Here is a 25297-nt window from a genome sequence, read left to right as displayed (position 1 = left end):
ACGGCGATCCATGGCGACCAGGAGTGTGCATGCCGGCTGCGTTCGAGCTGTCGAAGGTGACTGTGACGCGCCCGGGCAAGACTCTCCTCGACAAGGTCAGCTGGACCGTCAACGAAGGTGAGCGCTGGGTCATTCTCGGCCCGAACGGCGCAGGCAAGACGACGCTCATGCAGGTCGTCGGCACGACGCTTCACCCAACCTCGGGCAAGGTGCGAGTCCTCGGCCAGAAGCTCGGCCGGGTCGACGTGTTTGAGCTGCGTACGCGCATCGGTCACACCAGCACGACAGTCGCTGACCAGATTCCGCCCGTCGAATCGGTCCGCAACGTCGTGCTCTCGGCCGCGCACGCCGTCACAGGCCGCTGGAACGAGAAGTACGACGAGATCGACATCCGGCGAGCCATACAGATCATGGGGGAGTTGGGTATCTCGGCTCTCGCCACCAGAACGTTCGGCACGCTGTCAGAGGGCGAGAAGAAGCGCGTACTGATCGCCCGCGCGCTGATGACTGACCCCGAGTTGCTGTTGCTCGATGAGCCTGCCGCTGGTCTCGATCTCGGTGCACGTGAAGACCTGATCGCCAGCCTCGAAGTGCTGTCCGTGGCGGAGGATGCTCCTGTCCTCGTGATGGTGTCCCACCACGTCGAGGAGATCCCTGTCGGCTTCACCCACGTTCTGATGCTGCGTGACGGATTGGTCGTGGCTCAGGGGCCAATTGCTTCGACCCTCACGGCTGAGGCACTGGGGAGTACGTTCGGACTACGACTCGAGCTTCAAAATGATGCTGGACGCTACACAGCGCGTCGGGCAGCATACGGACATCGAGCGGACCGCGGAGGAGACACATCATGATCGACTGGATCAGGGACCATGCCGCAGCATCGTGGATCGGAGTGGCCGTTGTCCTGGCGCTCGTCGAGATGATGAGCCTTGATCTCGTGTTGTTGATGTTCGCACTGGGTGCGCTCGCTGCCGCTGTCGCGGCGGGGCTAGGAGCTCCACTCTGGGCAGCCATTTTGGTGTTTGCCCTCGTATCCCTCGGCCTGCTCTTCTTCGTACGCCCGCCAATGGTGGCCCGGCTTCACGCTGGTCCCACGCTGACCACGGGACACGAGTCACTCGTCGGCAAGACGGCCGTCGTAGCGGAGCCTGTCGACAAGCACGGCGGACGGGTGAAGCTGTCCGGAGAGATCTGGTCAGCACGCGCTGATTCTGAGAGCGACTCGTACGAGACCGGTACCGAAGTCCAAGTCACCCGGATCGACGGCGCAACTGCCGTCGTGACAACCAAGGAGTCCTGATGTCTGCAGCACTAGCTGTCCTCGTCGCCCTCGCCGTCCTGGCGATCGCGGTCGTCTCCATGACGGTCAAGATCGTTCCTCAGGCGCGCGCCGGCATCGTCGAGCGGTTCGGCAAGTACCGCACGACCCTTCCCGCGGGCCTCAACATCGTGATGCCGTTCGTCGACAAGGTGCGCTACATGATCGACCTGCGCGAGCAGGTTGTGTCGTTCCCACCGCAGCCGGTCATCACCGAGGACAACCTCGTGGTCTCGATCGACACGGTCATCTACTTCCAGGTCACCGACCCGGTCGCCGCAACGTACGAGATCGCCAACTACATCCAGGCCATTGAGCAGCTCACGATGACCACGCTCCGCAACATCACGGGTGGCATGACGCTCGAGCACGCGCTGACCAGCCGTGACCAGATCAACGCAGGCCTGCGCGGCGAGCTCGACAGCGCGACCGGCAAATGGGGCATTCGCGTCAACCGCGTTGAGCTCAAGGGCATCGACCCACCGCCCACGATCATCGACGCCATGGAGAAGCAGATGCGCGCCGAGCGTGACAAGCGCGCCATGATTCTCACCGCCGAGGGTGACCGCCAGTCCGCGATTCTGATGGCCGAGGGTCAGAAGCAGTCCGCGATCCTGACGGCTGAGGGCAACCGGCAGGCAGCGATCCTGACGGCTCAGGCAGACCGTCAGGCGCAGATCCTGCGCGCTCAGGGTGAGGCACAGGCCATCCAGACCGTCTTCCAGGCAATTCACGACGGCAACCCAGACCAGAAACTGCTGTCGTACCAGTACCTCCAGATGCTGCCGAAGATCGCCGAAGGCGACAACGCGACGACTTGGATCATCCCGGCAGAGCTGACGAAGGCGCTGGGCACGCTCGGCGGCACGTTCGGCAAGATTCCGGTCGATGGCGGCGGCAACAAGACGCGCATCGACTTTGACGCGCCGATCGTCGACGACGCTCCCGTTGAGGGTGCGACGGCTGAGGCAGTCCAGCAGGCACTCGACGCGGCCAAGGCGGCCGAGAGTGCAGCTCCGGTTGCACCGGCCACACCGGTTGCTGAAACCCCGCCTGAGGCCCCACCAGCGGCGCCGAAGAAGTAGCCCGGCGACAATACGACGGTGACTTCGCTGGAACGACTGCGCTTTTGGGGTCCCATCGCGGCAATGCTGTGTGTGGTGGGCTTGATCATTGGCGTCGCCGTGTCGTTCGCCACGGCTGATCCTGAGGTCTTTGAGGACTTCCTGCCGACGGCAGGACCCGAGGATCCAGCTCCGCTTGTCACGTCGGAGCCCGGTCGCGCTGACTCCGAGTGGGTTCTCACGGTGTCAGTCCGTGCCGGCATCCCGGCAATCGCGCTGCAGGCGTACGGCGACGCCACCCTTCAGATCGAGCAAGAGCAGCCCAACTGCAATCTCGGCTGGACCACCATCGCCGCCATTGGCTACATCGAGACGGCTCACGGCACGCACGACGGTGCACAACTGCTGGCCGATGGGCGTACATCGCAGCGGATTCTTGGCCCGGCGCTCAACGGCACCAACGGAACCGACAAGGTTCCCGCCACCGCCGAGACGACGGAGTGGCATGGAGATCCGAAGTGGGATCACGCCGTCGGCCCCATGCAGTTCATCCCGTCGTCGTGGCACACCTGGGGCGCCGATGGCGACGGGGATGGCATCGCTGATCCCAACGACATCGACGATGCTGCACTGACGACGGCGCGCTACCTGTGCGCATCGGGTGCAGACCTGCGAACTCCCGGTGGTTGGTCGCGCGCGGTCTTCTCCTACAACCACTCCGACGACTACGTGCGCAGCATTCTGACTACGGCCAACGCGTACGCCACTCGCGCCGCTGGCTGAGTCAGTGCTGGAACGTGCCGTGGATGATGGCGCGTCCGAGAGTCTTGAACGCCAGGTTGAACCCGACGACGGCGGGGGAGACATTGCCGTTGACGCCGAGGGTTTCCTCGCCAACAGCGTGAACGACGAAGTAGTAGCGGTGGACTTGATCACCCTCCGGGGGAGCAGCGCCCATGAAGTTCTTGCCGCCACCGTCATTCCGTACGTGGAACGCTGCGCCCGGAAGCGAGTCATCCGATGCGCCGGCGCCGGCTGCAAGCTCGGTGACGTCGGCCGGGATGTCGACGGCGACCCAGTGCCAGAATCCCGACACGATCGGTGCGTCAGGATCAAAGCAGGTGACGACATACGACTTAGTGCCCTCGGGAGCGCCGCTCCATGAGAGCTGAGGCGACGTGTCACCGAACTTGTTCACCTGGTCGTCCTTGAGCGGTTGACCGTCGGTGATGTCTGAGCTGGACACGCTGAATGCCGCAGCGGCCGGGAGTAGTGGGTAGGGATCGGGAGTGATGGGTCGATCAAGGCTCATGCTCGTTAGGCTAGCCCGGTGGCCGAGATCGTACGACTGGACGATCTGGACGATCCACGTCTCCGCGACTACGTCGACCTTCGCGATGTCCAGCTTCGACTGCAGTTGGAGTCCGAGCGCGGCCTGTTCCTCGCTGAGGGCGAGAAGGTCGTCCGGCGAGCGATCGAATCTGGTCATCACGCCCGGTCGTTCCTCATGTCTCCGAAGTGGATCGATGCACTCGAAGACGTCCTCGACCAGACGAAAGCGCCGTGCTTTGTCCTCGATGACGTGTCGATCGAGAAGTTGACTGGCTTCCACGTCCATCGCGGTGCCCTCGCTGCATTGGAGCGCCCCGAGCTCCCTGCACCCCAAGACGTACTGGCCAAGGCCCGTCGGGTTGTCGTGGTCGAGGACCTGGCCGACCACACCAACGTCGGTGCGATCTTCCGCAGCGTGGCTGCACTCGGCTTCGACGCCGTCCTGCTGTCGCCTCGATGTGCCGATCCGCTCTACCGACGAGCCATCAAGGTCTCAATGGGCTCAGTGTTCTGGCTGCCGTACGCACGCGTCGACGACTGGTACGGCGCCCCCGACCTCCTGCGCGAAGCTGGCTTCACGACGTACGCCATGACACTCGCGGATGACTCCGTGCCGCTGGATTCGGTGCCACACGACGTCGAACGGCTCGCGTTGATCGTCGGATCCGAGGGTCACGGTCTCAGCACCCGATGGGAGCAAGCCGCTGATCATCGGGTGACGATCCCGATGTCGGCTGACATCGACTCACTCAACGTGGCGTCATCCGTGGCAGTTGCCTGCTGGGAGCTGCGTGAGCGCTAGCGCTCAATCACTGCTTCATCGACCAGGATCGTGACCGGCCAGTCGTCGGGGTAGTTCTCAGCCAGCTCGTTGTGCTGCTTGTGCAGCTTCTTCCGTGCACGATCCGGCACTCGGTCACCAAACACCGTGCCGAACAGGTGGTCGGTCTCGTGCTGCAGGCAGCGAGCCAACAGACCCGTACCGATGAACTCGACTGGTGCTCCGTGCTCGTCGACGCCGGTGACTCGTGCCTGGTCGGGGCGAGCGCAGGACGTGAACGCGCCAGGCAGCGATAGACAGCCCTCGTCCTCGTCTTCAAGATTGCGGTCTTTGCCCTCCGGGAGCATCAAGACCGGATTGCAGACCACGCCGGTGACCGACGCGTGTTCATCGTCCGGGCAGTCGAACACGAACACCTTGAGGTCGACGCCGACCTGGTTGGCAGCAAGACCAACGCCCCTGGCCGCGCGCATCGTCGCCACCATGTCCTTGACCAGTACGGCGAGCTCCTCGTCGAATACGGTCACCTCGGCAAGCTCGCGGTGCATGACAGGTGTGCCCCATCGGGTGATGGGCCGCACGCTGCCGCCGTCGGGCAGAGGTCGAGATTGAGACATGCGCACAAGGTTATCGACAGGGTTCGGTGGCTGCTTGCTGGTCCGGCAATGTGAGTTCGGATACCATGGGTATGCGAAGGTGCAACTCGCAGTTACAGTTTGACTCAGGTGGACAACAGACCGTGTCCAACCATCTCGCTCAAGGAGTACCCGTGGCTAATCGCAGAGATCCCATGGGCATCGGCCTCGCCGTGCTCAACCGGATCGCCAGCTCGCCGATCGTCGACAAGCTCAAGCTTCGTGCGTCGACCGAAAAGGCCGTCTATCGCGGCGCAAAGGGCGGTTTTCGGGTTGCCGGCGCAGCCGGCCGCACCTTCAAGCGCGTCAAGGGCTCAGGCAAGCCGACCCGTCTTTCCAAGACCGGCGACAGCGGCGTATTCGACCTGACTCCCACCGAAGACCAGCAAATGATCGTTGGCGTCATCAAGGAGTTCGCAGCCGAGGTGCTCCGCCCAGGCGCACTCGTCGCCGAGACCTCCAATGACACTCCCAAGGAAGTTCTCGCGCAGACCAGCGAGTTCGGCCTCACGCTGCTCAACATCCCTGAAGCCCTTGGTGGCCTCTCAGAGGACCGTTCAGCCGTCACAGGCGTACTTGTCGCTGAAGCCCTTGCAGAAGGCGATATGGGACAGGCAGTGGCTTGTCTCGCTCCGGCCGCCGTTGCCACAGCGATCTCGCTCTGGGGATCAGATGAGCAGCAGCAGACCTACCTCCCGGCATTCGCCGGAGACGACATCCCGACGTCGGCACTTGCCGTGTCGGAGCCTCGGGTTCTGTTCGATCCCTTCGAGCTTCAGACCAAGGCAGAACGGACCGCCAACGGCCTGCGCATCAACGGCGTGAAGTCAGCAGTCGTACGCGGCGCTGAAGCCGAGCTGTTCGTGGTCGCGGTCGACCTCGATGGATCCCCGACTCTCGTGCTGATCGAGTCCAGCACCAAGGGCGTCTCGATCGAGGCCGACCCGAGCATGGGCCTCCGCGCAGCGGGACTCAGCCGCCTGGTTCTCGAGGACGTCGACGTCGAAGCAGGAGCCGTCCTGGGTGACGGATCCGCTGACGACTACCGCGAGTGCATTCGCCTCTCGCGTCTCGCCTGGTCGGGCCTCGCGCTGGGCACCTCACGCGCAGTCCTCGACTACGTGTCCGACTATGTCAAGACTCGCGAAGCGTTTGGCGAGCCCATTTCTCACCGCCAGGCGGTCGCGTTCATGGTCGCTGACATCGCCATTGAACTCGAAGGCATGCGTCTCACCACCCTGAAGGCCGCATCGCGCGCCGAGCAGGGCATGGACTTCTCCCGTGAGGTTGCGCTGGCGCGGCGACTCACGGCTGAGTACGGCATGAAGATCGGCACCGATGGCGTACAGCTGCTCGGTGGACATGGCTTCGTCAAGGAGCACCCAGTCGAACGCTGGTATCGCGATCTGCGTGCTGTCGGCCTGATGGAAGGAGCAGTCCTCGTCTGAGGGCGGACCACACCATGATCAATCTCGAAACTCCTCGCAAATTCCGCGCATTCGTCCAGCAGGCCAATCAGGTCGCTGACAACTTCCTGCGCTCCAACTCCCGCAAGTACGACCTTGCCGAACACGCGTACCCCAAGGAGCTCGACCTCCTTGCCTCGCTGATCGACGGCATGGGCGACTCGGGCGAAGGCCAGGGTGCTGGTGCCGCAGGCGTACGCCGCGACGACACCGACAGCGACAAGGGCAAGATCAAGAACGGCGCCAACATGTCGTCGGTCCTCTCCGTCATCGAGATGTGCTGGGGCGACGTCGGCCTCCTGCTCTCGATGCCCCGTCAAGGCCTCGGCAACTCCGCGATCGCGTCGGTGGCCGACGACGAGCAGCTGGAGCGCTTCAAGGGCACTTGGGCCGCCATGGCCATCACCGAGCCGAGCTTTGGTTCGGACTCTGCCGCCATTACGACGACAGCGGTCAAGGACGGCGACGCCTACATCCTCAACGGCGAGAAGATCTTCGTCACGTCGGGGGAGCGGGCCGACTCTGTCGTCGTCTGGGCAACTCTCGACAAGAGCCTCGGACGTGCCGCGATCAAGTCGTTCCTCGTGCCGAAGAGCCTGCCGGGTATCCGGGTCGAGCGTCTCGAGCACAAGCTCGGCATTCGCTCGTCTGACACGGCAGTCATCGTGCTCGACAACTGCCGCGTACCGGCGGAGAACCTTCTGGGCAACCCGGAGATCGACACCAAGGGCGGCTTTGCAGGCGCCATGGCGACGTTCGACAACACGCGTCCGCTGGTGGCCGGTATGGCTGTTGGCTGTGCGCGTGCGGCCCTCGAGGACACTCGCAAGCTGCTCGAAGGCGCTGGCGTTGTCATCGACTACGACCGCCCAGTGCAGTCGCAGTCGTACGCCGCCGCAACGTTCATCTCGATGGAGGCTGACTACGAGGCAGCGCTGCTCCTGACACTCGAAGCGGCGTGGCTGGCGGACAACCGCAAGCCCAACTCGATGGAAGCGTCCATGGCGAAGGCCAAGGCGGGCCGTGCTGGTAACCAGATCACGCTGCGTTGCGTCGAGCTGGCCAGCACGCTCGGCTACAGCGAGAACGAACTCGTCGAGAAGTGGGCACGCGACTCCAAGATCCTCGACATCTTCGAAGGCACCCAGCAGATCCAGCAGCTCATCGTGGCTCGCCGTCTGCTCGGCCTGACATCGTCGGAGCTCCGCTAGCCTGCGGGCATGCCACTGATTCATCACCTCGCGCTTGAAGGCGCGTGGACCGAGGCCCGACGTGCCGGCACCTACACGGTGTCGACGTTGGGCCTCGACCTTTCTGACGTCGGGTTCATCCACTGCTCGCGTCCCGAGCAGGTCGATGACGTGTACGACCGCTACTACGCCGACTTCGCCGAACCCGTACTACTGCTCACGATCGACACCGACCTGCTGGTGTCTCCGTGGCAGTACGACGACGTACCGGGGCAGCCGTTGAGCTTCCCGCACATCTACGGTCCGCTCGACCTCGATGCCGTGGTGAAGGTAGAGCCGTTCAGACCGTCAGCATCGACTTGATCGCCGTGCGCTCGTCCATCGCCTGATAGGCCTGCGCGACCTGGTCGAGCGGGACGGTCAGGTCGAAGACCTTGCCCGGCAGGACGGTGCCGTTGAGGACGTCCGGGAGGATGTCGTCGATATAGGCGCGAACGGGAGCGACTCCGCCGGCAATACCAACGTTGCGACTGAACATCGCGGGGATGTTGAGCTGGACATCGTGCGGGACGCCGACATAGCCAACGCGGCCGCCAGGACGTACTGACTGGATCGCCTGCTTCATGCTGTCGGAAGTGCCCACGCACTCGAGTACGTAGTCAGCACCGATGCCATCGAAGATCTCGCGCACAGCCGCTGCGCCCTCCTTGCCGCGTTCGGCGACAACTTCGTCGGCCCCGAACTCGGTGGCCAGGCGCTGGCGGTCCTTATGACGTGACATCGCAATGACCTTGCCAGCGCCGAGGCGCTTGGCCGCGAGGATCGCGCTGAGGCCGACCGCGCCGTCGCCGACTACCGCAACCGTGCTGCCCGCAGTGACTCCCGCAGAGACTGCCGCGTGGTGACCAGTCGGGAACACGTCCGAGAGCGTCAGCAGATGCGGAATGAGCTCCTGGCTCGGCTGGGACGGGGTTGCCACGAGCGTGCCGTCAGCGACAGGTACGCGTACGACCTCGCCCTGCCCGCCATCGACGGGATGACCCTTGTGGTCGGCATATCCCCAGAACCCGCCCTGGACGCACGACGTATGGACTCCACGTACGCATAGCGCGCAGGTGTTGTCGGAGAACATGAACGGGGCGATGACGAAGTCACCAACCTTCACGGTCTGCACACTGGCGCCGACCTGCTCAACGATGCCGACGAACTCGTGGCCGATGCGCTGCGGTTCGTTGACTTCGTTGATGCCGCGATAGGGCCACAGATCAGAGCCGCAGACACAGGAAGCAACCACGCGGACAATGGCGTCACCGTCGTCGTGAAGTTGAGGATCGGAGACATCGTCGAGGCGGATGTCGCGGGCTGCATGGAGGATCGTTGCGCGCATCTGGCCATTGTTACAGCGCACCCATATGAAAGGATCGACGCATGACTGACAAGCCTGAAATTGACTTCATCGAGGGACCCGCGCCCACCGAACTGCAGATCACGGATCTCATCGAAGGTGACGGTGCTGAGGCCGTTCCCGGTGGCATGGTTGACGTCCACTACGTCGGCGTCGAGTTCGACTCCGGTGAGCAGTTCGACGCTTCCTGGGATCGTGGCCAGTCCGCGAACTTCCCGCTGCCGCAGCTGATCCAGGCTTGGCAGATCGGCATCCCGGGCATGAAGGTTGGCGGTCGCCGCCAGCTCGTGTGCCCGCCGGAGCTCGCATACGGCCCCGCAGGTGGCGGACACCGCCTCTCGGGCAAGACGCTCGTCTTCGTGATCGATCTGCTCGGCGTCTAAAGCGCGTCGACCAGCACAGTCACGCGTTTCACCGACACCGGGAACGCGGTTCGTAGGTCCTGAGCGAACAGGCTGACGCGCAGTTCCTCGAGTGCCCAACGGACGTGCTGGACATCTGGCGCGAGCCTGGCCCACACGGACAGATCGTCCGTACGTTCGTGGAACAGCGCTTCAAGCTCCTGTGTGGCAGCCAAGTCGGCTGACGTCTTGCCGGACGTCAGCCGACGACGTGCTGCCTCCAGATAGAGCGGCAACCGTCGAAGCTGGACAACTCCGGTGTCGCGAATGAAGCCCTTGTATATGAGCCACGAGAGCTGCACTCGTACGTCTTCGCCGGCTTCCGACTCGTCTATCTCAACCTCGCCGAGAGCCTTGAGGGCGGCGATCACGCTGTGGACGGCTCGTTCGGTCTCGTCGTAGACATCCGCCCGTATGACTTCGCGCAGTGCGTTGAATGACTCCTCGTCCCAGACGGGCCCTCCATGGCGGGGGATGAGCGACTCGATCGCAGCCAGCCAGCACTCCTCGATCACGGCCGCCGCGTCTGCGTACGGGCCTGTCGAGAGCAGCAGTTTGGAGTGCAAATCAAGCGATCGACCAATCTGGGGGACTGGGGCTGCCAGATGGAACGAGAGCAGCGTGGCCTGTCCTCGGACCATTGCTGCAGCCTGCTCAGCTTCGGAGTCGAGCACTCGAAGGCCGACAGACTTGCCCTCGTCGACGAGAGCGGGGTAGCCCGTGACCTGGCCGGCCGTGATCGAGCGATCGATGTCGCCCACCGTCCAGTCGAGCAGGCCGGCCCGCTCCTCCTGTCGAGCCGCTTTCGTAAGATCCGCACGTACGTAGCTCGAGAGCTCGGTTCGCAGATCGCCGAGATCCTTGCTGCGAGAGAGCTCCTTGCCGTTCTCGAGTACCCGGAACGTCACCCGCAGGTGTCCGGGCAGAGCAGCGAAGTCAAAGTCCTCAGGCTGAACGACAGTCCCGTTGAGTAGCCGCATCTGACGCGCGAGCTCGCTGCTGAGATCGCTGGCGCTGGCATCCATGGCCTCGACCAGCCGCGGAGCAAACTGTCCGGCCGGTACGAATTCGCGTCGCAGTCGCTTGGGCAGTGAGCGGATCAGTTCGGTGACGAGCTCAACCCGGTGACCAGGCACATGCCAGTCGAAGGCGCGGTCATCAACCGTCAGCAGTCGCTCGATCGGGAGGTCGACGGTGACACCGTCGGCCTCCATGCCGGGCTCAAACGCGTAGGAGAGCGGGAATGCCTCGCCGTCGGAGTGCCATTCGCGCGGGTACTCATCGTCGGCGCCGTCAGCGCCGTGGCTGAGCATCGCCGGATCGAAGGTCAGAAGATCCGGATGCTCGACGCGCGTCTTCTTCCACCAGGTGTCGAAGTGCCGGGTCGAAACGACGTCGGTGGGCACCCGTTGGTCGTAGAACGTGTAGAGCGTCTCGTCATCCACCCGGAGGTCACGTCGACGCAGCCGGTCTTCTAGCTCCTCGACCTGGCCCACCATTGCCTGGTTCTTCGCAAAGAAGCGGTGATGCGTACGCCACTCGCCCTGCACCAAGGCATGGCGGATGAACAGGTCGCGGGACACCACGGGGTCGACGCGTCCGTATTGGACGAGCCGGTCGACGATGATTGGGATGCCGTAGAGCAACACCTTCTCGCGAGCCATGACCGATCCACGCTTGGTCGACCAGTGCGGCTCGCTGTATGACCGGTTGACCAGGTGCTCGCCGGCTTCTTCGACCCACTCGGGCTGGATCTTGGCGGCGGTACGACCCCACAGCCGGCTGGTCTCAACCAGCTCGCCGACCATCGCCATACGTGGCGGCTTCTTCGCCAGACCGGAGCCCGGGAAGATCATGAACTTCGCCTGCCGCGCACCGAGGAACTCACGACCGTCCGGCTCGCGGAGTCCCACGTGCGACAGCAGACCGCTAAGCAGTGCCTGGTGAACGAGATCGGGATCGGCATTCGGACTTCCCGCCTTCATGCCCAGGTCCTTGGCGGTGCGTCGCAGCTGGGAGTGAACGTCCTGCCACTCGCGGATGCGCAAGTAGTGCAGGTACTCGTCACGGCACATACGACGGAACGCCGAGCTTGAGAGGTTGTCACGCTGCTCTCGGATGTACTTCCACAGCGTGAGCCACGACAGGAAGTCCGAATCTGGCTCCACGAAGCGCTTGTGCTTCTCGTCGGCAGCCTGTTGGTGCTCGAGCGGGCGTTCACGTGGGTCTTGGATCGACATGGCCGACACGATCACGAGCACGTCAGCCAGGCAGCCGAGCTTGTCGGCTGCGAGCAGCATGCGACCCAGTCGCGGATCGGTTGGCAGAGTCGACATCTTCCGGCCGACCTTGGTGAGACGTTCGGCATGCATCGCACCGAGTTCGTACAGAAGGTTCAGGCCGTCCGTGACGGCGCGCGAGTCCGGCGGATCGAGGAACGGGAAGTCTTTGATGGCACCGAGGTCGAGCGACGCCATCTGCAAGAGCACCGAAGCAAGGTTGGTCCGCTGAATCTCTGGATCGGTGAATTCGGGTCGGCCGTCGAAGTCCTCTTCCGAGTAGAGCCTGATGCAGATGCCGTCCGCGACACGACCGCAGCGACCGGATCGTTGTGCGGCACTGGCCTGAGAGATGGGCTCGATCGGCAGCCGCTGGACCTTGAGGCGCTGACTGAATCGGGAGATGCGAGCAAAGCCGGGATCGATGACATGTCGGATGCCCGGCACGGTCAGCGATGTCTCCGCGACGTTGGTCGCCAGGACGATACGGCGGCCGGGGTGTGAGCTGAAGATCTTCTGCTGGTCGGCAGCGGCGAGTCGACCGAACAGCGGCAGGATCTCGGTACGCGGGTATTTCTTGCCCAGCAGGTAGTCGGCGGCATCGCGGATCTCGCGCTCACCGGACATAAACACGAGGATGTCGCCGTCTCGGGGCAGCTCGGAGATGGCGGCAGCGATGGCATCAAGCTGATCGTCGGCGCCGGTCTCGGCGAGTGGCCTGTAGCGAACTTCGACGGGGTACGTACGACCACTGACCTCGATCACTGGTGCATTGAACATCGCCGCGAACCGGTCGACATCGATGGTCGCCGAGGTGATGACGACCTTCAGATCCGGACGCCGGGGGAGTAGCTGCTTGAGATAGCCGAGCAGGAAGTCGATCGACAGCGACCTCTCGTGCGCCTCATCGATGATGATCGTGTCGTAACGCTTGAGGCTGCGATCGGAATGCACCTCAGCTAGGAGCAGACCGTCAGTGACGAGCCGGATCGCTGTGCCGGCGGATGTCTTGTCGTCGAACCGCACGGCATAACCAACCTCCGCACCGAGCTCGACGTCGCATTCTTCGGCGATGCGCTTGGCAACGGCTCGAGCCGCAATCCGGCGCGGCTGAGTGTGGGCAATGCTGCGTTGTCCCAGCTCGTACGCGATCTTCGGCAGCTGGGTCGTCTTGCCGGAGCCGGTCTCGCCGGCAACCACGATGACCTGGTGGTCGCGCATGGCAGCCGCGATGTCGTCGTGACGAGCGGTGATCGGCAGCGCTTCGTCGTACCGAATCTTCACAGCCAGTCCACGTGTTCCTTGAGGACTGCGTATCCAACGAACACGACGACGTCGAGGATCGTGTGGGCAACGATCAGCGGCAGCACTCGCTTCGTGCGGGTGAACCAGTAGCCAAAGACCAGGCCCATGACGACGTTGCCCAGCGCCTGCCCGAAGCCCTGGTAGAGGTGATAGCTACCGCGGATCAAGGCACTCGTGACGATCGTCGCCCACATGCTCCAGCCGATCTGACGCAGCCGAGTCATGACGAATCCGACCACGACAACCTCTTCGAGGATCGCGTTCTGCAGGGCCGCCAGGATCAGGATCGGGATCGTCCACCAGTACTGGTCAACCGGCGCTGGGATGACCTCCGCCGTAACGCCGAGTTCGCGCCCGGCGGCGTACAGGCCGATACCGGGGAGTCCGATGGCGGCGGCAAGACCCATGCCCCACAGCACGTCGCGCCCCCGACGCGTACCGGTGATGCCGAGGCGACGCAGTGGCGATGGCTTGTCGGGATCGAGGCTCAGCAGGTAGAGCGCGAGTACGACAGGGACGAGCGCAAAGCCGATCCCCAGCACCTGCAGAGTGAAGTCGAGCCACTCACGGTCACTGCGCGACCCGTTGAGAGTCGCCGTTGAATTGCGTACGCCTTTTCCAGTCAGCTGGATGATGAGGCTCAGCAGGGCATAGACGGCCGACTGGCCGAGCGAGAGCCCTAGGACGATCCAGAGTTCAGCGCGGAACCGTGACGTGGTGGGCCGAGTCCCATCCACCGATCAGAGGTCGTTCGTGGCGAACGTGTCGCACGTATTGACGTTGCCGCTCTTGTAGCCCGTGAGGAACCACTTCTGACGCGACTCGCTTGAGCCATGTGTCCAGGACTCTTGGTTGATGTTGCCGCCGCCGAGAGTGCCCTGGATGTGGTCATCGCCGACCGCCGCAGCAGCAGACAGGGCCGATTTGATGTCGTCCTCTGTCAGCGGCTTCAGCAGCGTCACGCCGTTGTCGTCCTTGGTGTTGGCAGCGTGGTTGGCCCACACGCCAGCCATGCAGTCAGCCATCAGCTCAATACGTACGCCGCCGCTCAGCGGGCCGGACTTGCCGTCCTGACCCTTGGCGAGGATGCCGAGGATGTTCTCGACGTGGTGTCCGTACTCGTGTGCCACGACGTACTCCTGCGCGAGCGCGCCATCGTCGGCTCCGAATTTGGAGGTGAGCTCATCAAAGAAGGACGCGTCGATGTAGACCCTCTGGTCGGCCGGGCAGTAGAACGGCCCAGTCGCGCCGGAGGCGGTGCCACATGCGGACTGAGTCTGACCGGAGAAGATCACGGTCTTGGCCTCTTGGTACTGCCGCTGAACGTCGGCCGGCAGCGCGTCGGTCCAGTAAGCCTGGACGCTGTTCACGGTGCCGATGATACGGCAGACATCGTCGCGGTTGGCATCCGCGCCGGTCTTGCACTGATCGAATGTCGCGGTCGACTCTGTGCCTCCGCCAGTCACCTGGCCGGTGTCGAACGGGTTGGACGAACCAGTGAGGTTCTGTCCGAAGATAAGGCCGAGGATCAAGAGGATGATGCCGCCAGCACCGCCGCCAATCGCAGCTCCACTGCGCCCTCCGCCACCGCCGGTGACCTGACTTGTGTCCAGCGAGGCGCCTTCGTTGAAACTCATGGCTGAAAGTGTACGCAGCGCAACCCTCGATCGTCGCCGATAGTCTTCGGCGTGTGACGTCGCCAGAAAGCACCGCGAGCTTCCAGATGCCGGAGGGTTTGTCGGAGGGCGACGCGGTACGTCTCAAGGGTTTGCGCAAGATGCGTGCCCTGGCTCTGTCCCTTTTAGTCCTTGCCGCCGTCATCTACGTCTTCACTCGCAACGAGGACGGATTCGTCGGATATGTGAACGCCGGCGCCGAAGCCGCGATGGTCGGTGCGATCGCCGACTGGTTCGCCGTGACGGCGTTGTTCCGTCACCCGTTGGGTCTACCGATTCCACACACCGCGATCATTCCGAAGCGGAAGGAGTCGCTGGGGGAGAGCCTCCAGGAGTTCGTGGCTGACAACTTCCTACGCGAAGAAGTCATCCGCGAGCGCATCCAGTCGGCCGAAGTCAGTCGTCGCATCGGTGACTGGCTGGTGACGGGGGAGCACAGCCAACGTGTCGTCACTGAAGCATCGCGGATCCTTTCTGATGCGCTGTCGCACATCAAGGAGACCGATGTTGCGGCCATCATCGAAGAGGCGCTCATTCCCCGTATGAAGGAAGAGCACCTCAGCCCGGTAATAGGGCAGTTGCTCGAGGAGGTGCTGCGAGACGACGCGCATCGCGGGCTCGTGGATCTGGTGCTCGACGAGCTCGGCCGTTGGCTCCTGCACAACGACGACGAAGTCTCAGCCTTGATCGAGAACCGAGCGCCCGCGTGGACGCCCCAATGGCTCGACAAGCGCGTTGCCGGCTGGGTGCATGAGCAGGTCGTCGAATGGGTCGCCGAGATCAGCCGTACGCCCGGTCATCCGGCACGCGTAACGCTCGACCGCTGGCTCGTCCAGCTCGCGCACGACCTGCAGCACGATGAAGCGACCATGGAGCGCGCCGAGAACCTCAAGGAACGCATGCTGTCGCAGCCCAGGGTGATCGCCACATCGATCCAGCTGTGGGACGCCCTGCGCCGAGCGTTGATCGGTTCATTGGGAGACGAGAACGGGCTGCTCCGCCGTCGAGCTCGCGAGGAGGTCGACGCCTTTGGGCAGAAACTGATCGACGATCCCGACCTGAGTCGCCGTCTCGACGCGACCATCTCCGACATCGCGGCATACGCAGTCAACAACTACGGGCACGAAGTCGCGACGATCATCTCCGCGACCGTCAATCGATGGGACGGCAAGGAGACTGCTGAGCGCATCGAGCTCCATGTTGGACGCGATCTTCAGTTCATTCGGATCAACGGAACCGTGGTCGGTGGACTCGCCGGCGTCGTGATTCACGCAATTTCTACAATTCTCTGACCTACTTTTGGAGCTCAAAGTGTGGAAAAGATGTGCACAACTGGCGCCATCCTGTGGGTGACATACCGAGGTCTGTGGGCAACCCTGTGTATCGGGAAAAATACCCAAAAAACTTCTAGAAAAGGTATTGCGCACCCTTGGGCCAGGGCATACAAATGACCTACGCACTCCTTCGGGAGAGCAGGAAAGAATCAAAGTTTGAACCCATGGCCAGCGACGCAAGTCAAAGGCAGCAAGCCAGTGATGTGGCAGGCGGGTGATGATCGAGATTCCGGATAGTTCGAGAGCATCACACTCGTACAAGGCGAGGCCCCGGGAACTCATACTTCCCGGGGCCTCAACTAATTTGTGCAGCGCTATTCTGCCAAACTTCCACTTATGACGCACCCACCGGGCCTCGCCTTCTCCACCGTTCGTTGGATTGAGGGCTACGACATCGACGAGGTCAATGCGTTCATCATGAAGATCGAGCCCCTGGTCCTCGAACGCGCACCCGACCGTGACCTTGCTCAGCGGATCACCCGATCACGATTCACACCCGTACGGATTCGGCGCGGCTACGACATGGACGAAGTCGACGCCTACCTCGACAGGCTTCTGGACCTCGCCATCTACGGTCAGCGGTCGACCTAGACCGGATTCGGTTGTCCGCTGGAGGTTTGCTAAAGTTCAGTGCTGCACCGCGCTCCTGGGAGCGAATGTCCGGGTGGCGGAATGGTAGACGCGCTAGCTTGAGGTGCTAGTGCCCTGTAAGGGGCGTGGGGGTTCAAGTCCCCCCTCGGACACGCATGACCCTCACACTCTCGCCGGTGTGGGGGTTTTGTACTTCCCGTGGTCTGGACGCTGGTGTTCATGACCCTCACACGCTGTGTCGGAGTGGGGGTTTTGTACTTCTCACCAAGTCCGCCACGATGAACATCGCGTGCGCCGCACTGGGTGGCGACCTTTGAGAGTGAGAGTTCATGGGCACCAACCAGCGATCGCAGGTCGCCATGACCGACGAGGAAATCCTCGCCTTCCTCCCCACGCAGCGGACCGCGAGCCTCGTCACCCTCGGCGGCACAGGGCACCCGCACGCCGTTGCCATGTGGTTCGCGTTCATTGACGGCGTCATCTGGTTCGAGACAAAGGCCAAGGCCCAGAAGACGGTCAACCTTCTTCGCGATCCGCGAGCAACTGTCCTGATAGACGATGGACTGACGTACGACACTCTCCGCGGCGTCTCGCTCGAGGGCCGATGCGAGGTCATCGAAGATCCTGGAGCACTCTGGGCGGTCGGGGTGAACGTCTGGGAGCGATACACCGGGCCCTACACCGACGAAATGAAGCCGTTCGTCGAGATGATGCTCAACAAGCGGGTCGCGATTCGCTTCGATGTCGAGCGCACGCGTTCGTGGGATCACCGCAAGCTCGGCCTTGACCCCATTCCGCTCGGCGGGACCACCGCCTAGCGCGTGAGTGACAGTTTCGTACGCCTCGCTTCGGACGCGTGGCTACGATCCCTTCCATGGACGTGACGGGCGACGGACTGCCGTGGCCCTCATGGCAGCAAGCGGGGATTGCCTGCCTCGTGAGTGCGGTCATCTGGCTGCTGCTTCGCCGGGCGAAGCCAACCCGCGTTGGAACCGAGCTCCTGCCGGCGTTTTTCGAGTTCGGCTTGATCTCGGGCCTCTACACAATCTGGCGCCTCGCACGGCAGCTGCCGTTCACGCACGAGGCCGGCGCACTCGATCGCGCTCGCCAGATCGATGACCTGCAGCAGTTCCTGCACCTGCCCACTGAGATCTCGATGCAGCACTTCGTGATCGACCACGACTGGCTGGCTCGACTCACCAATGGCTACTACGCGACCCTTCACGTTCCGGGCCTTCTCCTGTTCCTGGTGTGGCTGTTCGTACGACACCGCGACAAGTTCCCGCACTGGCGCAACGGACTGGCACTGGTCACCTTGGGCTGCCTGATCATCCGATTCGTACGCGTCGCGCCACCCCGGTTCATCGAGGAGCTCGGCTTCGTCAATCTGTCGGACCGCTACGGGCTCGGCGTCTACGGGCCTGTGGGTCACGGGATCTCTGACCAGTTCGCAGCCATGCCGTCGATCCATGTTGGATGGGCAGCCGTCGTAGCCTGCGGCATCTTCATGTCGACGAAAAGCAAGTGGCGGTGGCTGTTCGTCCTGCACCTGCCGCTCACGATGTTCGTCGTCGCGGCGACGGGTCACCACTGGTGGCTGGACGGCGTTGTCGCGATCGTTCTGCTCTGGGGTGGCCTTCGGCTCGACACAGCGATACGTCGTCGACGTGCGGCCAAACGCGTACCTGCGCTGGTTCCGGCCGCCTGAAATTCGCTCGCGGTTTGGGAACAGGAACTGTCGGAGCCCGGTTATAGCGTCCAAGATGTTCTTGTTGGACCGCCTAGGAGCTCCTCATGTCTTCAGTCGAACAACCCGGCACCACACCTGATCCGAAGCGCTGGCTTGCGCTGTTCGTGATCATCATCGCCCAGCTGATGATTGTGCTCGATGCGTCGATCGTCAACATCGCCCTTCCTTCGGCTCAGGAAGACCTCGGCATCAGTGACGCCGACCGGCAATGGGTTGTGACGGCCTACACGCTGACGTTCGGCGGCTTCCTGCTGCTTGGCGGACGCATCGCCGACTACATGGGGCGCAAACGAACGTTCATCGTCGGCCTCCTCGGCTTTGCCGCCGCATCGGCTCTGGGTGGCATCGCATCGACCGCAGGGCTGCTCTACGCCGCGCGCGGCCTGCAAGGAACCTTCGCTGCGCTCATGGCCCCTGCTGCGCTCTCGCTGATATCCGTCACGTTCACGGAGACCACGGAGCGGGCCAAGGCGTTCGGCGCGTACGGAGCCGTGTCCGGTGGTGGAGCCGCAATTGGCCTGATCCTGGGCGGCTCGCTGACCGAATACGCCTCATGGCGCTGGTGCTTGGGCGTCAACGTTCCCATTGCCCTCGCCACGGCGGCTGCAGCGGTGCTCTACGTCAAGGAGAGCAAGGCTCACGGCAACACCAAGTACGACATTCCAGGCGCGATCCTGGTGACCCTCGGACTGGTGTCGCTCGTCTATGGCTTCACCGAGGCGGCCAAGCTCAAGTTCCCCGATACCCGAAGCACTGAGGTGCTCGGATGGACCGACTCGTCAACGCTCACCTTCCTAGGTGTTGGTGTCGTGCTGTTGATCGCCTTTGTGCTGTGGGAGCTCCGCACCTCGACTCCATTGCTGCCCATGAAGGTGGCCCTCGATCGCAATCGCGGCGGTTCCTACCTGGTGTTCCTGTTCATCGGTGCCGGCCTGTTCGCGATGTTCCTGTTCCTGACGTTCTACTTCCAGATCACGCTGGGCTACAGCCCCATCAAGGGTGGATTCGCGTTCCTGCCGTTCAGCATCGGCATCATCGGTACCGCCGGTGTGGTCGCCAATTTGCTGCCGAAGATCGGTCCCAAGCCGATCATGGTGGCCGGTCTGATCTCGGCCGTGATCGGCATGCTGATGCTGACCCAGATCGACCTCGACACCAACTACTGGACCTACGTCCTGCCGTCGCTGTTGTTCATGAGCATTGGCATGGCCTGCGTGTTCATCCCAGCGTCGAGCACTGCGCTGATCGGAGTCGGAGAGCACGACGCGGGTGTCGCGAGCGCCTTGCTCAACACCTCACAGCAGGTGGGTGGATCGCTAGGCGTAGCGCTGCTCAACACGCTCTACGCAGGAGCGGTGACCGGATTCCTCGCCGACAATCTCGCCCCGAACGCTGATCCGGCAAAGGTCACCGGCGACGCGCTGATCCACGGCTATCACGTGGCGTTCTTCTGGGGCTCGATGATGTTGGTGGTTGCGCTGGTGTTTGCAGTGGGATTCATCAACGCCAAGAAGGACGACATCCCCAACGAGTCCGGAGTTCCGGCACCGGCCTAAACGGGCAGGAGACGGGTGACGAACTTCGTCAGCTGGTCGACGTTGCACACCTCGTGCATCTCGACGATGTCGGCGTAGGTCGGTGCGATTGAGTCACCGAGTCCCCAGCGCATGGAGTGCTCGGGGTTGAGCCAGAACGTACGGCGAGCGCGCTGGCTGATCTCGTGGAGTGCCTCGAGATTGGGGTCCTGGTTGTTGTTGCGCGCGTCGCCGAGGATCAGCACTGCGGTGCGTGGACCGATCGCCGTCATGTGTTCGGCGTGGAAGTCGGCAAACGCCTCGCCGTAGTCGCTGCTGGTGTGCCACTTCGTGATCCGTGCTTCGCGACCGATACGTGCCGCGAGATCGTCTGAGTCTTCCTTCACCATGTCGGTGACTTCAGCCATGGCGTTGATGAACGCGAACACTCGGATCTTGCTGAACTGGCCGCTCATCGCCTGGACCAGGTGCATCGTGAACTGCGAGAACCCAGATACCGAGCCCGAAACGTCGCACAGAAGCACGAGCTCGGGACGAGCAGGATGCGGTTTGGCGACGACCGGGTGCATTGGTACGCCACCGGTGCCCATCGAGCGGCGCAGGGTCCGACGGATGTCGATACGCCCGCGGTGCGCCTTGCGTCGCCGTGCCGCCAATCGAGTTGCCAGCTTGCGGGCGAGCGGACGTACGGTTCGACCCAGCTCTTCTAGCTGCTGTCGGTTGGCGCTGAGGAAGTCGATCCGGTCGGAACCGACGCGTACGGCGTGCCGAGTCACCACATCGCGACCACGAAGCTCGGCGGTGCGACGACGGGCTTCGCTGGCAACCATTGCGCGGAACCGATCGATGTTCTGCCGCACCTCATCGCGCTCGAGTCGCTCGGTGAAGTCGCCGCCCTGTCCCAGGCCTTGACCGGGACCGCTGCCACCACCCATGCCGCGTTGGCCGATGGCCTGTACGAGCAACGTCTGAGGGCGGAGCCGTTCGAGTGTTTGGTACGCGGACCAGCCGCCGGTCGGTCCGTTCTCACCAACGCGACCAAGCAGGTCCACAGCGATCTCGGCGACTTGTTCGAGGGTCCGCAGATCGTTCTCTGCGAGCGCCATGGCGAGCAGATCCCGGAGGTCATCGATGTCGAAATCCTCATCCATCTCGCGCGCAGCCTGGGATGCTCCCACGCCGGCCGGGAAGTAGAGGTCGAAGGTCATGTCGAACACGTCGCGCTGACCCCCGCGACGCACGAGTGCAGATGCGAGACCCTCGCGCAGGAGCGATCGATCGCTCATACCGAGAACGTCGATGACTGCGGCGGCGTCGACCGTCTCGCTGGTGCCAGCCGGGATGCCCTTGCTCCGAAGCGCGCCAACGAACTCGACGAGCCTCCCGGCGAGGTCCTGGGCGACCGGCGTCTCGGTCATAACGCTCCGAGCACCTCGTCGAGGTTCAGCCGTTCAGTCGCCTTGTCGAGGTCGTCCTGGTGCTTGAGGATCACGCCGAGGCTCTCGCGTACGACATCGTCATCGAGGATGTCGGCACCGAGGGCGACCAGTGTCCGAGCCCAGTCAATCGACTCGGAGACCGATGGGGCCTTGCGCAACGGCATGGCGCGCAGGGCGTTGATGACGCGGATCAGGGAGTCACCGAGGGTGCTGTCGAGCTCAGGCACCTTGAGCCGGATGATCTGCTGCTCGAGCTCCGGATCAGGGAAATCGATGTGCAGGAACAGGCAGCGGCGACGCAGAGCCTCCGACAGCTCGCGAGTGGCGTTGGAGGTGAGTACGACGAATGGGCGATGCTCAGCCTTGATGGTTCCGAGCTCCGGAATGGTCACCTGGAATTCGCCGAGGACCTCGAGCAACAGTCCTTCGATCTCGACGTCGGCCTTGTCGGTCTCGTCGATCAGCAAAACGGTCGGGCCGTCGTTGCGGATTGCCGTCAGCAGCGGGCGGGGGAGCAGGAACTCTTCGCTGAAGATGTCGCTGCGCGCCTCATCCCAGGTCTCTTCACGACCGGCGGTGATGCGCAGAAGCTGTTTGGCGTGGTTCCACTCGTACAGTGCACGCGCCTCGTCGACGCCTTCGTAGCACTGCAGACGTACGAGATCGGCGCCGCAGGCATCAGCAACAGCGCGGGAAAGCTCGGTCTTGCCGACGCCGGCCGGGCCCTCGACAAGCAGCGGCTTGCCGAGCTCGCTCGCGAGGAAAACTGTCGTCGCAACAGCATCCGACGCCAGGTAGTCAGCAGCGGCCAACTTGGCCTTGACGTCGTCGATCGAGGTGAACGGCATGGTGCGCATGCCTACCATCGTGCCGTGGCCGAGATAGAGATTGTTCGCGAGGTACGCCTCAGCGCCGAAGAAGCGTGGCGCAGGGTCACTGACTGGCCTGCTCACGGACGATTCGTGCCGCTGACCAAGGTGACAAGGACTGCAGACGGATTCGTCGCCCGTACCGGCGTTGGACCGATCGGATTCGACGATCCGATGGATGTCGTGACATGGAACGAGCCGTCGTTCTGTCGATTGGAGAAGCGTGGTCGGATCGTCAAAGGATGGGCCGAGCTCTCGGTCGTCCCGAACGGCGAAGGAAGCCGAGTCACGTGGCGTGAGGAGATCAGGGTCACCGGAGTCCCGCGCATATTCGACTGGCTGGTCCGGAGATCGAGCGCAAGGTTGTTCAGCCGGGTGATGGACGGACTGCTCTCATGACGGACGGTCATAGCGACGTACGATCGGCTCATGGGGTACACACCGGAAACTGAAGTACTCGAGATCTGTCGAGACCTGATCAGGATCGACACCTCGAACTTCGGCGATGACTCCGGTCCGGGGGAGCGAAAGGCTGCCGAATACGTCGCCGCCTCCCTCGCTGAAGTGGGGATTGAGTCGGAGATCTTCGAGTCCGAATCCGGCCGCGCCAGCCTTGTCGCGCGCTGGGGCAATCAGGATTCGCCCAAGCCGGGTCTGCTGATTCACGGTCACCTCGATGTCGTACCGGCACAGGCTGACGACTGGTCGGTCGACCCGTTCGCTGCCGAGGTCGTAGACGGCTACTTGTTCGGCCGCGGTGCGGTCGACATGAAGGACTTCGACGCGATGCTGCTGTCGGTCGTTCGTGCGCGCCAACGCGCTGGCGCAATCCCCGACCGCCCCATCACCCTGGTGTTCACAGCCGACGAAGAGGCTGGGGGACTCCTCGGTGCGCACTGGCTCGTCGAAGAGCACCCTGGACTGTTCGAAGGCTGCACCGAGGCAATCGGCGAGGTGGGCGGATTCTCCACCGAGATCGGCGGCCAGCGCCTTTACCTGATCGAGTCCGGCGAAAAGGGCCTCGGCTGGATGCGTTTGCGCTCGCAAGGCACTGCCGGCCATGGCTCGATGCGCAACACCGACAACGCCATCACACACCTCGCCAGCGGCCTCCTCGCCCTCGGCGCTCACGAGTGGCCGGCAGAGCCCGGACCGTCGATGCAGCTCCTTCTGACCAAGGTTCGCGAGCTGACCGGCTCCGACGGCACGCCTGACGAGCTGATTGAGCACTTCGGCCCTGCCGTCCGGATGATCGGCGCCGGGATCCGCAACACAACCAACGCGACGATGCTGCAGGCGGGCTACAAGCACAACGTGATTCCTGGCGAAGCTGTCGCGTACGTTGACGGCCGCTACTTGCCCGGACACGCAGACACGTTCATCCCGACCGTCCAGGGGATTGTGGGTGACTCGATCACGGTCGAGTCCTACATCAACGAAGCCGCACTCGAGTACGCCTTCGAGGGCGATCTGGTCGATGCCATGACGGTCGCACTTCACAGCCAGGATCCCGAGGCGCACATTGCCCCGTTCCTGATGTCAGGAGGAACCGACGCCAAGGCCTGGCACAAGCTCGGCATCACGTCGTACGGGTTCACGCCGCTCCGCCTGCCTGGTGACCTCGACTTCACGGCGCTGTTTCATGGAGTCGACGAGCGGGTGCCAGTGGACGCGCTGGAGTTCGGCTCGAAGGTGTTCGACGAGTTCTTGAACTTGATCTAGAGCGTGCTGCGCATACGCATGATCTTGCGGCGCAGCACGATCGTGCGTTCGCCAGAGCCGTCTTTGCGCAACCGTTCGAGTTCCCAGCCGTGATACTCCGCCGCGTCTGTCAGCAGGCGACACACCGCTTGGCGTGACTGCGTGCGCGGGATTACCAGGTTCCAGAACTCGTACTCGATCATCTGTGCCCTTCCCATCAATCTGACTAGCGAGAGACTCCCGACACGTCGTCGAGTGCCTGAACGATTTCGGGTGGAAGGTCGAGCTCCTCAGAGGCGAGACTTTCCTGCAACTGCGCGGTCGTACGCGCGCCGACAATGGCCGAGGCAACGCCTGGACGGGCCAGCAGCCATGACAGTGAGACGTGCGCGACCGTGACGCCGAGACCCTCCGAGGCACGCGCCGCCGCCTCGACTACTGCTGACTTGGCGGGAGTCAGGTAGCGCGAGACGAAGTCGCCCCACCCTGGATCAGCAGCACGAGAGTCGGCAGGAATGCCAGCGCGGTACTTGCCCGTGAGTACGCCTCGTCCAAGTGGAGACCACGCGAGGACGCCCATGCCGTGATGCTCAGCCGCAGCGAACACCTCGGCCTCGGGTTCGCGGTGTAGCAGCGAGTACTCCATCTGGGTGCTGACGATCGGCAAGCCATCTGGCCGGCTCGCGAGCCACGTATGAGCCAGTGACGTCTGCCAGCCGGTGAAGTTAGAGATACCGACGTACGTGACCTTGCCGCTACGAACGACCTGCTCCAGCGTCGAGAGCGTCTCTTCGATCGGCGTGCGTTCGTCCCAGCGATGGATCTGCCAGAGGTCGAGATGGTCAGTGCCGAGCTGACGAAGTGACAGGTCAAGCTGTTCGAGCAACGTCTTGCGAGATGCGTCACGCTCGACCTCGCCATTGCGATGGACCAGTGCTGCCTTGCCAGCCAGCACGATGCGATCGCGTACGCCTGTCTTGGTCAGCAAGGTGCCGAGGAGTTCTTCGCAGTTGCCGTCGCCATAAATCGGTGCGGTATCAACGAGAGTGCCGCCGGCGTCGAGGAACGTCTTGAGCTGGTCCTCGGCCTCGTAGGCGTCGACCGCTGCACCCCACGACATCGTGCCAAGGGCGAGCCGCGAGACCTCGAGGCCCGAGCGACCAACGCGGCGATACTGCATGCACGCAACGCTAGTCCGGGAGCGCTTGAGTCGCCGGTAGGCTCGC

Annotated in this window: 26 protein-coding genes and 1 tRNA gene; 17 read left to right on the top strand and 10 right to left on the bottom strand. The window is 63.3% G+C overall.

All coding sequences use genetic code 11. The features are described 5' to 3' along the window. Nucleotides 1-29 precede the first annotated feature (29 nt). Genes J2X11_RS09260 through J2X11_RS09245 form a run of 4 tightly spaced genes read left to right on the top strand, consistent with a single transcriptional unit; the run spans nucleotide 30 to nucleotide 3165 of the window. The gene (locus J2X11_RS09260; RefSeq protein ID WP_309969829.1) at nucleotides 30-851 is read left to right on the top strand and encodes an ABC transporter ATP-binding protein; all 822 of its coding nucleotides are present in this window, start codon (nucleotides 30-32) and stop codon (nucleotides 849-851) included. Next, nucleotides 848-1300, top strand: a complete 453-nt coding sequence (locus tag J2X11_RS09255) for an NfeD family protein (RefSeq protein WP_309969826.1) — start codon at nucleotides 848-850, stop codon at nucleotides 1298-1300. Before J2X11_RS09260 ends, J2X11_RS09255 begins: the two co-directional genes overlap by 4 nt. Further along, nucleotides 1300-2403, top strand: a complete 1104-nt coding sequence (locus tag J2X11_RS09250; RefSeq protein WP_309969823.1) for an SPFH domain-containing protein — start codon at nucleotides 1300-1302, stop codon at nucleotides 2401-2403. Before J2X11_RS09255 ends, J2X11_RS09250 begins: the two co-directional genes overlap by 1 nt. Nucleotides 2404-2421: 18 nt before the next feature. Then, a complete protein-coding gene (locus J2X11_RS09245) occupies nucleotides 2422-3165 on the top strand; it encodes a lytic transglycosylase domain-containing protein (RefSeq protein WP_309969820.1) in 744 nt (247 codons plus the stop codon). A gap of 1 nt (nucleotide 3166) precedes the next feature. On the opposite strand, the gene J2X11_RS09240 is transcribed toward J2X11_RS09245, so the two are convergent. Then, complete coding sequence (locus J2X11_RS09240) at nucleotides 3167-3694, bottom strand: YbhB/YbcL family Raf kinase inhibitor-like protein (protein WP_309969817.1); 528 nt, start codon at nucleotides 3692-3694, stop codon at nucleotides 3167-3169. Between the two features lie 18 nt (nucleotides 3695-3712). On the opposite strand from J2X11_RS09240, the gene J2X11_RS09235 reads away from it, so the two are divergent. Then, nucleotides 3713-4516 carry a TrmH family RNA methyltransferase gene (locus tag J2X11_RS09235; RefSeq protein ID WP_309969813.1) on the top strand — a complete coding sequence of 268 codons (804 nt, stop codon included), beginning with the start codon at nucleotides 3713-3715 and terminating at the stop codon, nucleotides 4514-4516. On the opposite strand, the gene def is transcribed toward J2X11_RS09235, so the two are convergent. Beyond that, entirely contained in the window at nucleotides 4513-5112 is a 600-nt protein-coding gene (def, locus tag J2X11_RS09230; protein WP_309969810.1) for a peptide deformylase, read from the bottom strand. The genes J2X11_RS09235 and def overlap by 4 nt on opposite strands. Nucleotides 5113-5264: 152 nt before the next feature. Here def and J2X11_RS09225 point away from each other — a divergent pair, with 152 nt between their 5' ends. From J2X11_RS09225 to J2X11_RS09215, 3 genes are read left to right on the top strand one after another with little or no spacing between them, the layout of a single operon-like run. Further along, nucleotides 5265-6578: an acyl-CoA dehydrogenase family protein gene (locus tag J2X11_RS09225; protein WP_309969808.1), complete on the top strand. Its 1314-nt coding sequence runs from the start codon at nucleotides 5265-5267 to the stop codon at nucleotides 6576-6578. A gap of 14 nt (nucleotides 6579-6592) precedes the next feature. Further along, the gene (locus J2X11_RS09220) at nucleotides 6593-7807 is read left to right on the top strand and encodes an acyl-CoA dehydrogenase family protein (RefSeq protein ID WP_309969805.1); all 1215 of its coding nucleotides are present in this window, start codon (nucleotides 6593-6595) and stop codon (nucleotides 7805-7807) included. 9 nt (nucleotides 7808-7816) lie between these two features. Further along, a complete protein-coding gene (locus tag J2X11_RS09215) occupies nucleotides 7817-8149 on the top strand; it encodes a DUF952 domain-containing protein (protein ID WP_309969802.1) in 333 nt (110 codons plus the stop codon). On the opposite strand, the gene J2X11_RS09210 is transcribed toward J2X11_RS09215, so the two are convergent. Beyond that, nucleotides 8127-9173, bottom strand: a complete 1047-nt coding sequence (locus tag J2X11_RS09210; RefSeq protein WP_309969799.1) for a zinc-dependent alcohol dehydrogenase family protein — start codon at nucleotides 9171-9173, stop codon at nucleotides 8127-8129. The two genes, J2X11_RS09215 and J2X11_RS09210, sit on opposite strands and share 23 nt — an antisense overlap. Nucleotides 9174-9214: 41 nt before the next feature. Here J2X11_RS09210 and J2X11_RS09205 point away from each other — a divergent pair, with 41 nt between their 5' ends. Further along, a complete protein-coding gene (locus tag J2X11_RS09205) occupies nucleotides 9215-9574 on the top strand; it encodes an FKBP-type peptidyl-prolyl cis-trans isomerase (RefSeq protein ID WP_309969797.1) in 360 nt (119 codons plus the stop codon). Here the strand turns inward: J2X11_RS09205 and hrpA are convergent. From hrpA to ypfJ, 3 genes are read right to left on the bottom strand one after another with little or no spacing between them, the layout of a single operon-like run. Next, on the bottom strand, nucleotides 9571-13155 hold the full coding sequence (gene hrpA, locus J2X11_RS09200) for an ATP-dependent RNA helicase HrpA (RefSeq protein ID WP_309969794.1): 3585 nt from the start codon (nucleotides 13153-13155) through the stop codon (nucleotides 9571-9573). The two genes, J2X11_RS09205 and hrpA, sit on opposite strands and share 4 nt — an antisense overlap. Continuing rightward, on the bottom strand, nucleotides 13152-13913 hold the full coding sequence (locus tag J2X11_RS09195) for a CPBP family intramembrane glutamic endopeptidase (protein ID WP_309969791.1): 762 nt from the start codon (nucleotides 13911-13913) through the stop codon (nucleotides 13152-13154). The genes hrpA and J2X11_RS09195 overlap by 4 nt, the downstream gene beginning before the upstream one ends. A 3-nt stretch (nucleotides 13914-13916) precedes the next feature. After that, the gene (ypfJ, locus tag J2X11_RS09190; protein ID WP_309969788.1) at nucleotides 13917-14813 is read right to left on the bottom strand and encodes a KPN_02809 family neutral zinc metallopeptidase; all 897 of its coding nucleotides are present in this window, start codon (nucleotides 14811-14813) and stop codon (nucleotides 13917-13919) included. 53 nt (nucleotides 14814-14866) lie between these two features. On the opposite strand from ypfJ, the gene J2X11_RS09185 reads away from it, so the two are divergent. The 6 genes from J2X11_RS09185 (at nucleotide 14867) to J2X11_RS09160 (ending at nucleotide 20083) form a co-directional block, all read left to right on the top strand. Further along, nucleotides 14867-16144 carry a DUF445 domain-containing protein gene (locus tag J2X11_RS09185; RefSeq protein WP_309969785.1) on the top strand — a complete coding sequence of 426 codons (1278 nt, stop codon included), beginning with the start codon at nucleotides 14867-14869 and terminating at the stop codon, nucleotides 16142-16144. A 378-nt stretch (nucleotides 16145-16522) separates the two neighbouring features. Further along, complete coding sequence (locus J2X11_RS09180) at nucleotides 16523-16777, top strand: DivIVA domain-containing protein (RefSeq protein ID WP_309969783.1); 255 nt, start codon at nucleotides 16523-16525, stop codon at nucleotides 16775-16777. 67 nt (nucleotides 16778-16844) lie between these two features. Then, a tRNA-Leu gene (locus J2X11_RS09175) sits at nucleotides 16845-16929 on the top strand. A 177-nt stretch (nucleotides 16930-17106) separates the two neighbouring features. Next, complete coding sequence (locus tag J2X11_RS09170) at nucleotides 17107-17595, top strand: pyridoxamine 5'-phosphate oxidase family protein (RefSeq protein ID WP_309969781.1); 489 nt, start codon at nucleotides 17107-17109, stop codon at nucleotides 17593-17595. Nucleotides 17596-17651: 56 nt separating this feature from the next. Then, entirely contained in the window at nucleotides 17652-18485 is an 834-nt protein-coding gene (locus tag J2X11_RS09165; RefSeq protein ID WP_309969779.1) for a phosphatase PAP2 family protein, read from the top strand. 86 nt (nucleotides 18486-18571) lie between these two features. Continuing rightward, a complete protein-coding gene (locus J2X11_RS09160) occupies nucleotides 18572-20083 on the top strand; it encodes an MFS transporter (RefSeq protein WP_309969775.1) in 1512 nt (503 codons plus the stop codon). On the opposite strand, the gene J2X11_RS09155 is transcribed toward J2X11_RS09160, so the two are convergent. Both J2X11_RS09155 and J2X11_RS09150 read right to left on the bottom strand, forming a co-directional pair. Then, nucleotides 20080-21480 carry a vWA domain-containing protein gene (locus tag J2X11_RS09155; RefSeq protein ID WP_309969773.1) on the bottom strand — a complete coding sequence of 467 codons (1401 nt, stop codon included), beginning with the start codon at nucleotides 21478-21480 and terminating at the stop codon, nucleotides 20080-20082. The genes J2X11_RS09160 and J2X11_RS09155 overlap by 4 nt on opposite strands. Continuing rightward, on the bottom strand, nucleotides 21477-22358 hold the full coding sequence (locus tag J2X11_RS09150) for an AAA family ATPase (protein WP_309969771.1): 882 nt from the start codon (nucleotides 22356-22358) through the stop codon (nucleotides 21477-21479). The genes J2X11_RS09155 and J2X11_RS09150 overlap by 4 nt, the downstream gene beginning before the upstream one ends. A gap of 15 nt (nucleotides 22359-22373) precedes the next feature. Here J2X11_RS09150 and J2X11_RS09145 point away from each other — a divergent pair, with 15 nt between their 5' ends. Next, nucleotides 22374-22769: an SRPBCC family protein gene (locus J2X11_RS09145; protein ID WP_309969768.1), complete on the top strand. Its 396-nt coding sequence runs from the start codon at nucleotides 22374-22376 to the stop codon at nucleotides 22767-22769. 30 nt (nucleotides 22770-22799) lie between these two features. Further along, nucleotides 22800-24092, top strand: a complete 1293-nt coding sequence (locus J2X11_RS09140; protein ID WP_309969765.1) for a M20/M25/M40 family metallo-hydrolase — start codon at nucleotides 22800-22802, stop codon at nucleotides 24090-24092. Here J2X11_RS09140 and J2X11_RS09135 read toward each other — a convergent pair. Both J2X11_RS09135 and J2X11_RS09130 read right to left on the bottom strand, forming a co-directional pair. Further along, nucleotides 24089-24274: a DUF5703 family protein gene (locus J2X11_RS09135; protein WP_309969762.1), complete on the bottom strand. Its 186-nt coding sequence runs from the start codon at nucleotides 24272-24274 to the stop codon at nucleotides 24089-24091. The genes J2X11_RS09140 and J2X11_RS09135 overlap by 4 nt on opposite strands. Nucleotides 24275-24297: 23 nt before the next feature. After that, complete coding sequence (locus J2X11_RS09130; protein WP_309969759.1) at nucleotides 24298-25251, bottom strand: aldo/keto reductase; 954 nt, start codon at nucleotides 25249-25251, stop codon at nucleotides 24298-24300. Between the last annotated feature and the right edge of the window lie 46 nt (nucleotides 25252-25297).

Source organism: Aeromicrobium panaciterrae (genome assembly GCF_031457275.1).
In the GTDB taxonomy this organism is placed as follows: Bacteria; Actinomycetota; Actinomycetes; order Propionibacteriales; family Nocardioidaceae; genus Aeromicrobium; species Aeromicrobium panaciterrae_A.
This window is presented reverse-complemented; position numbering and strand designations above follow the sequence as displayed.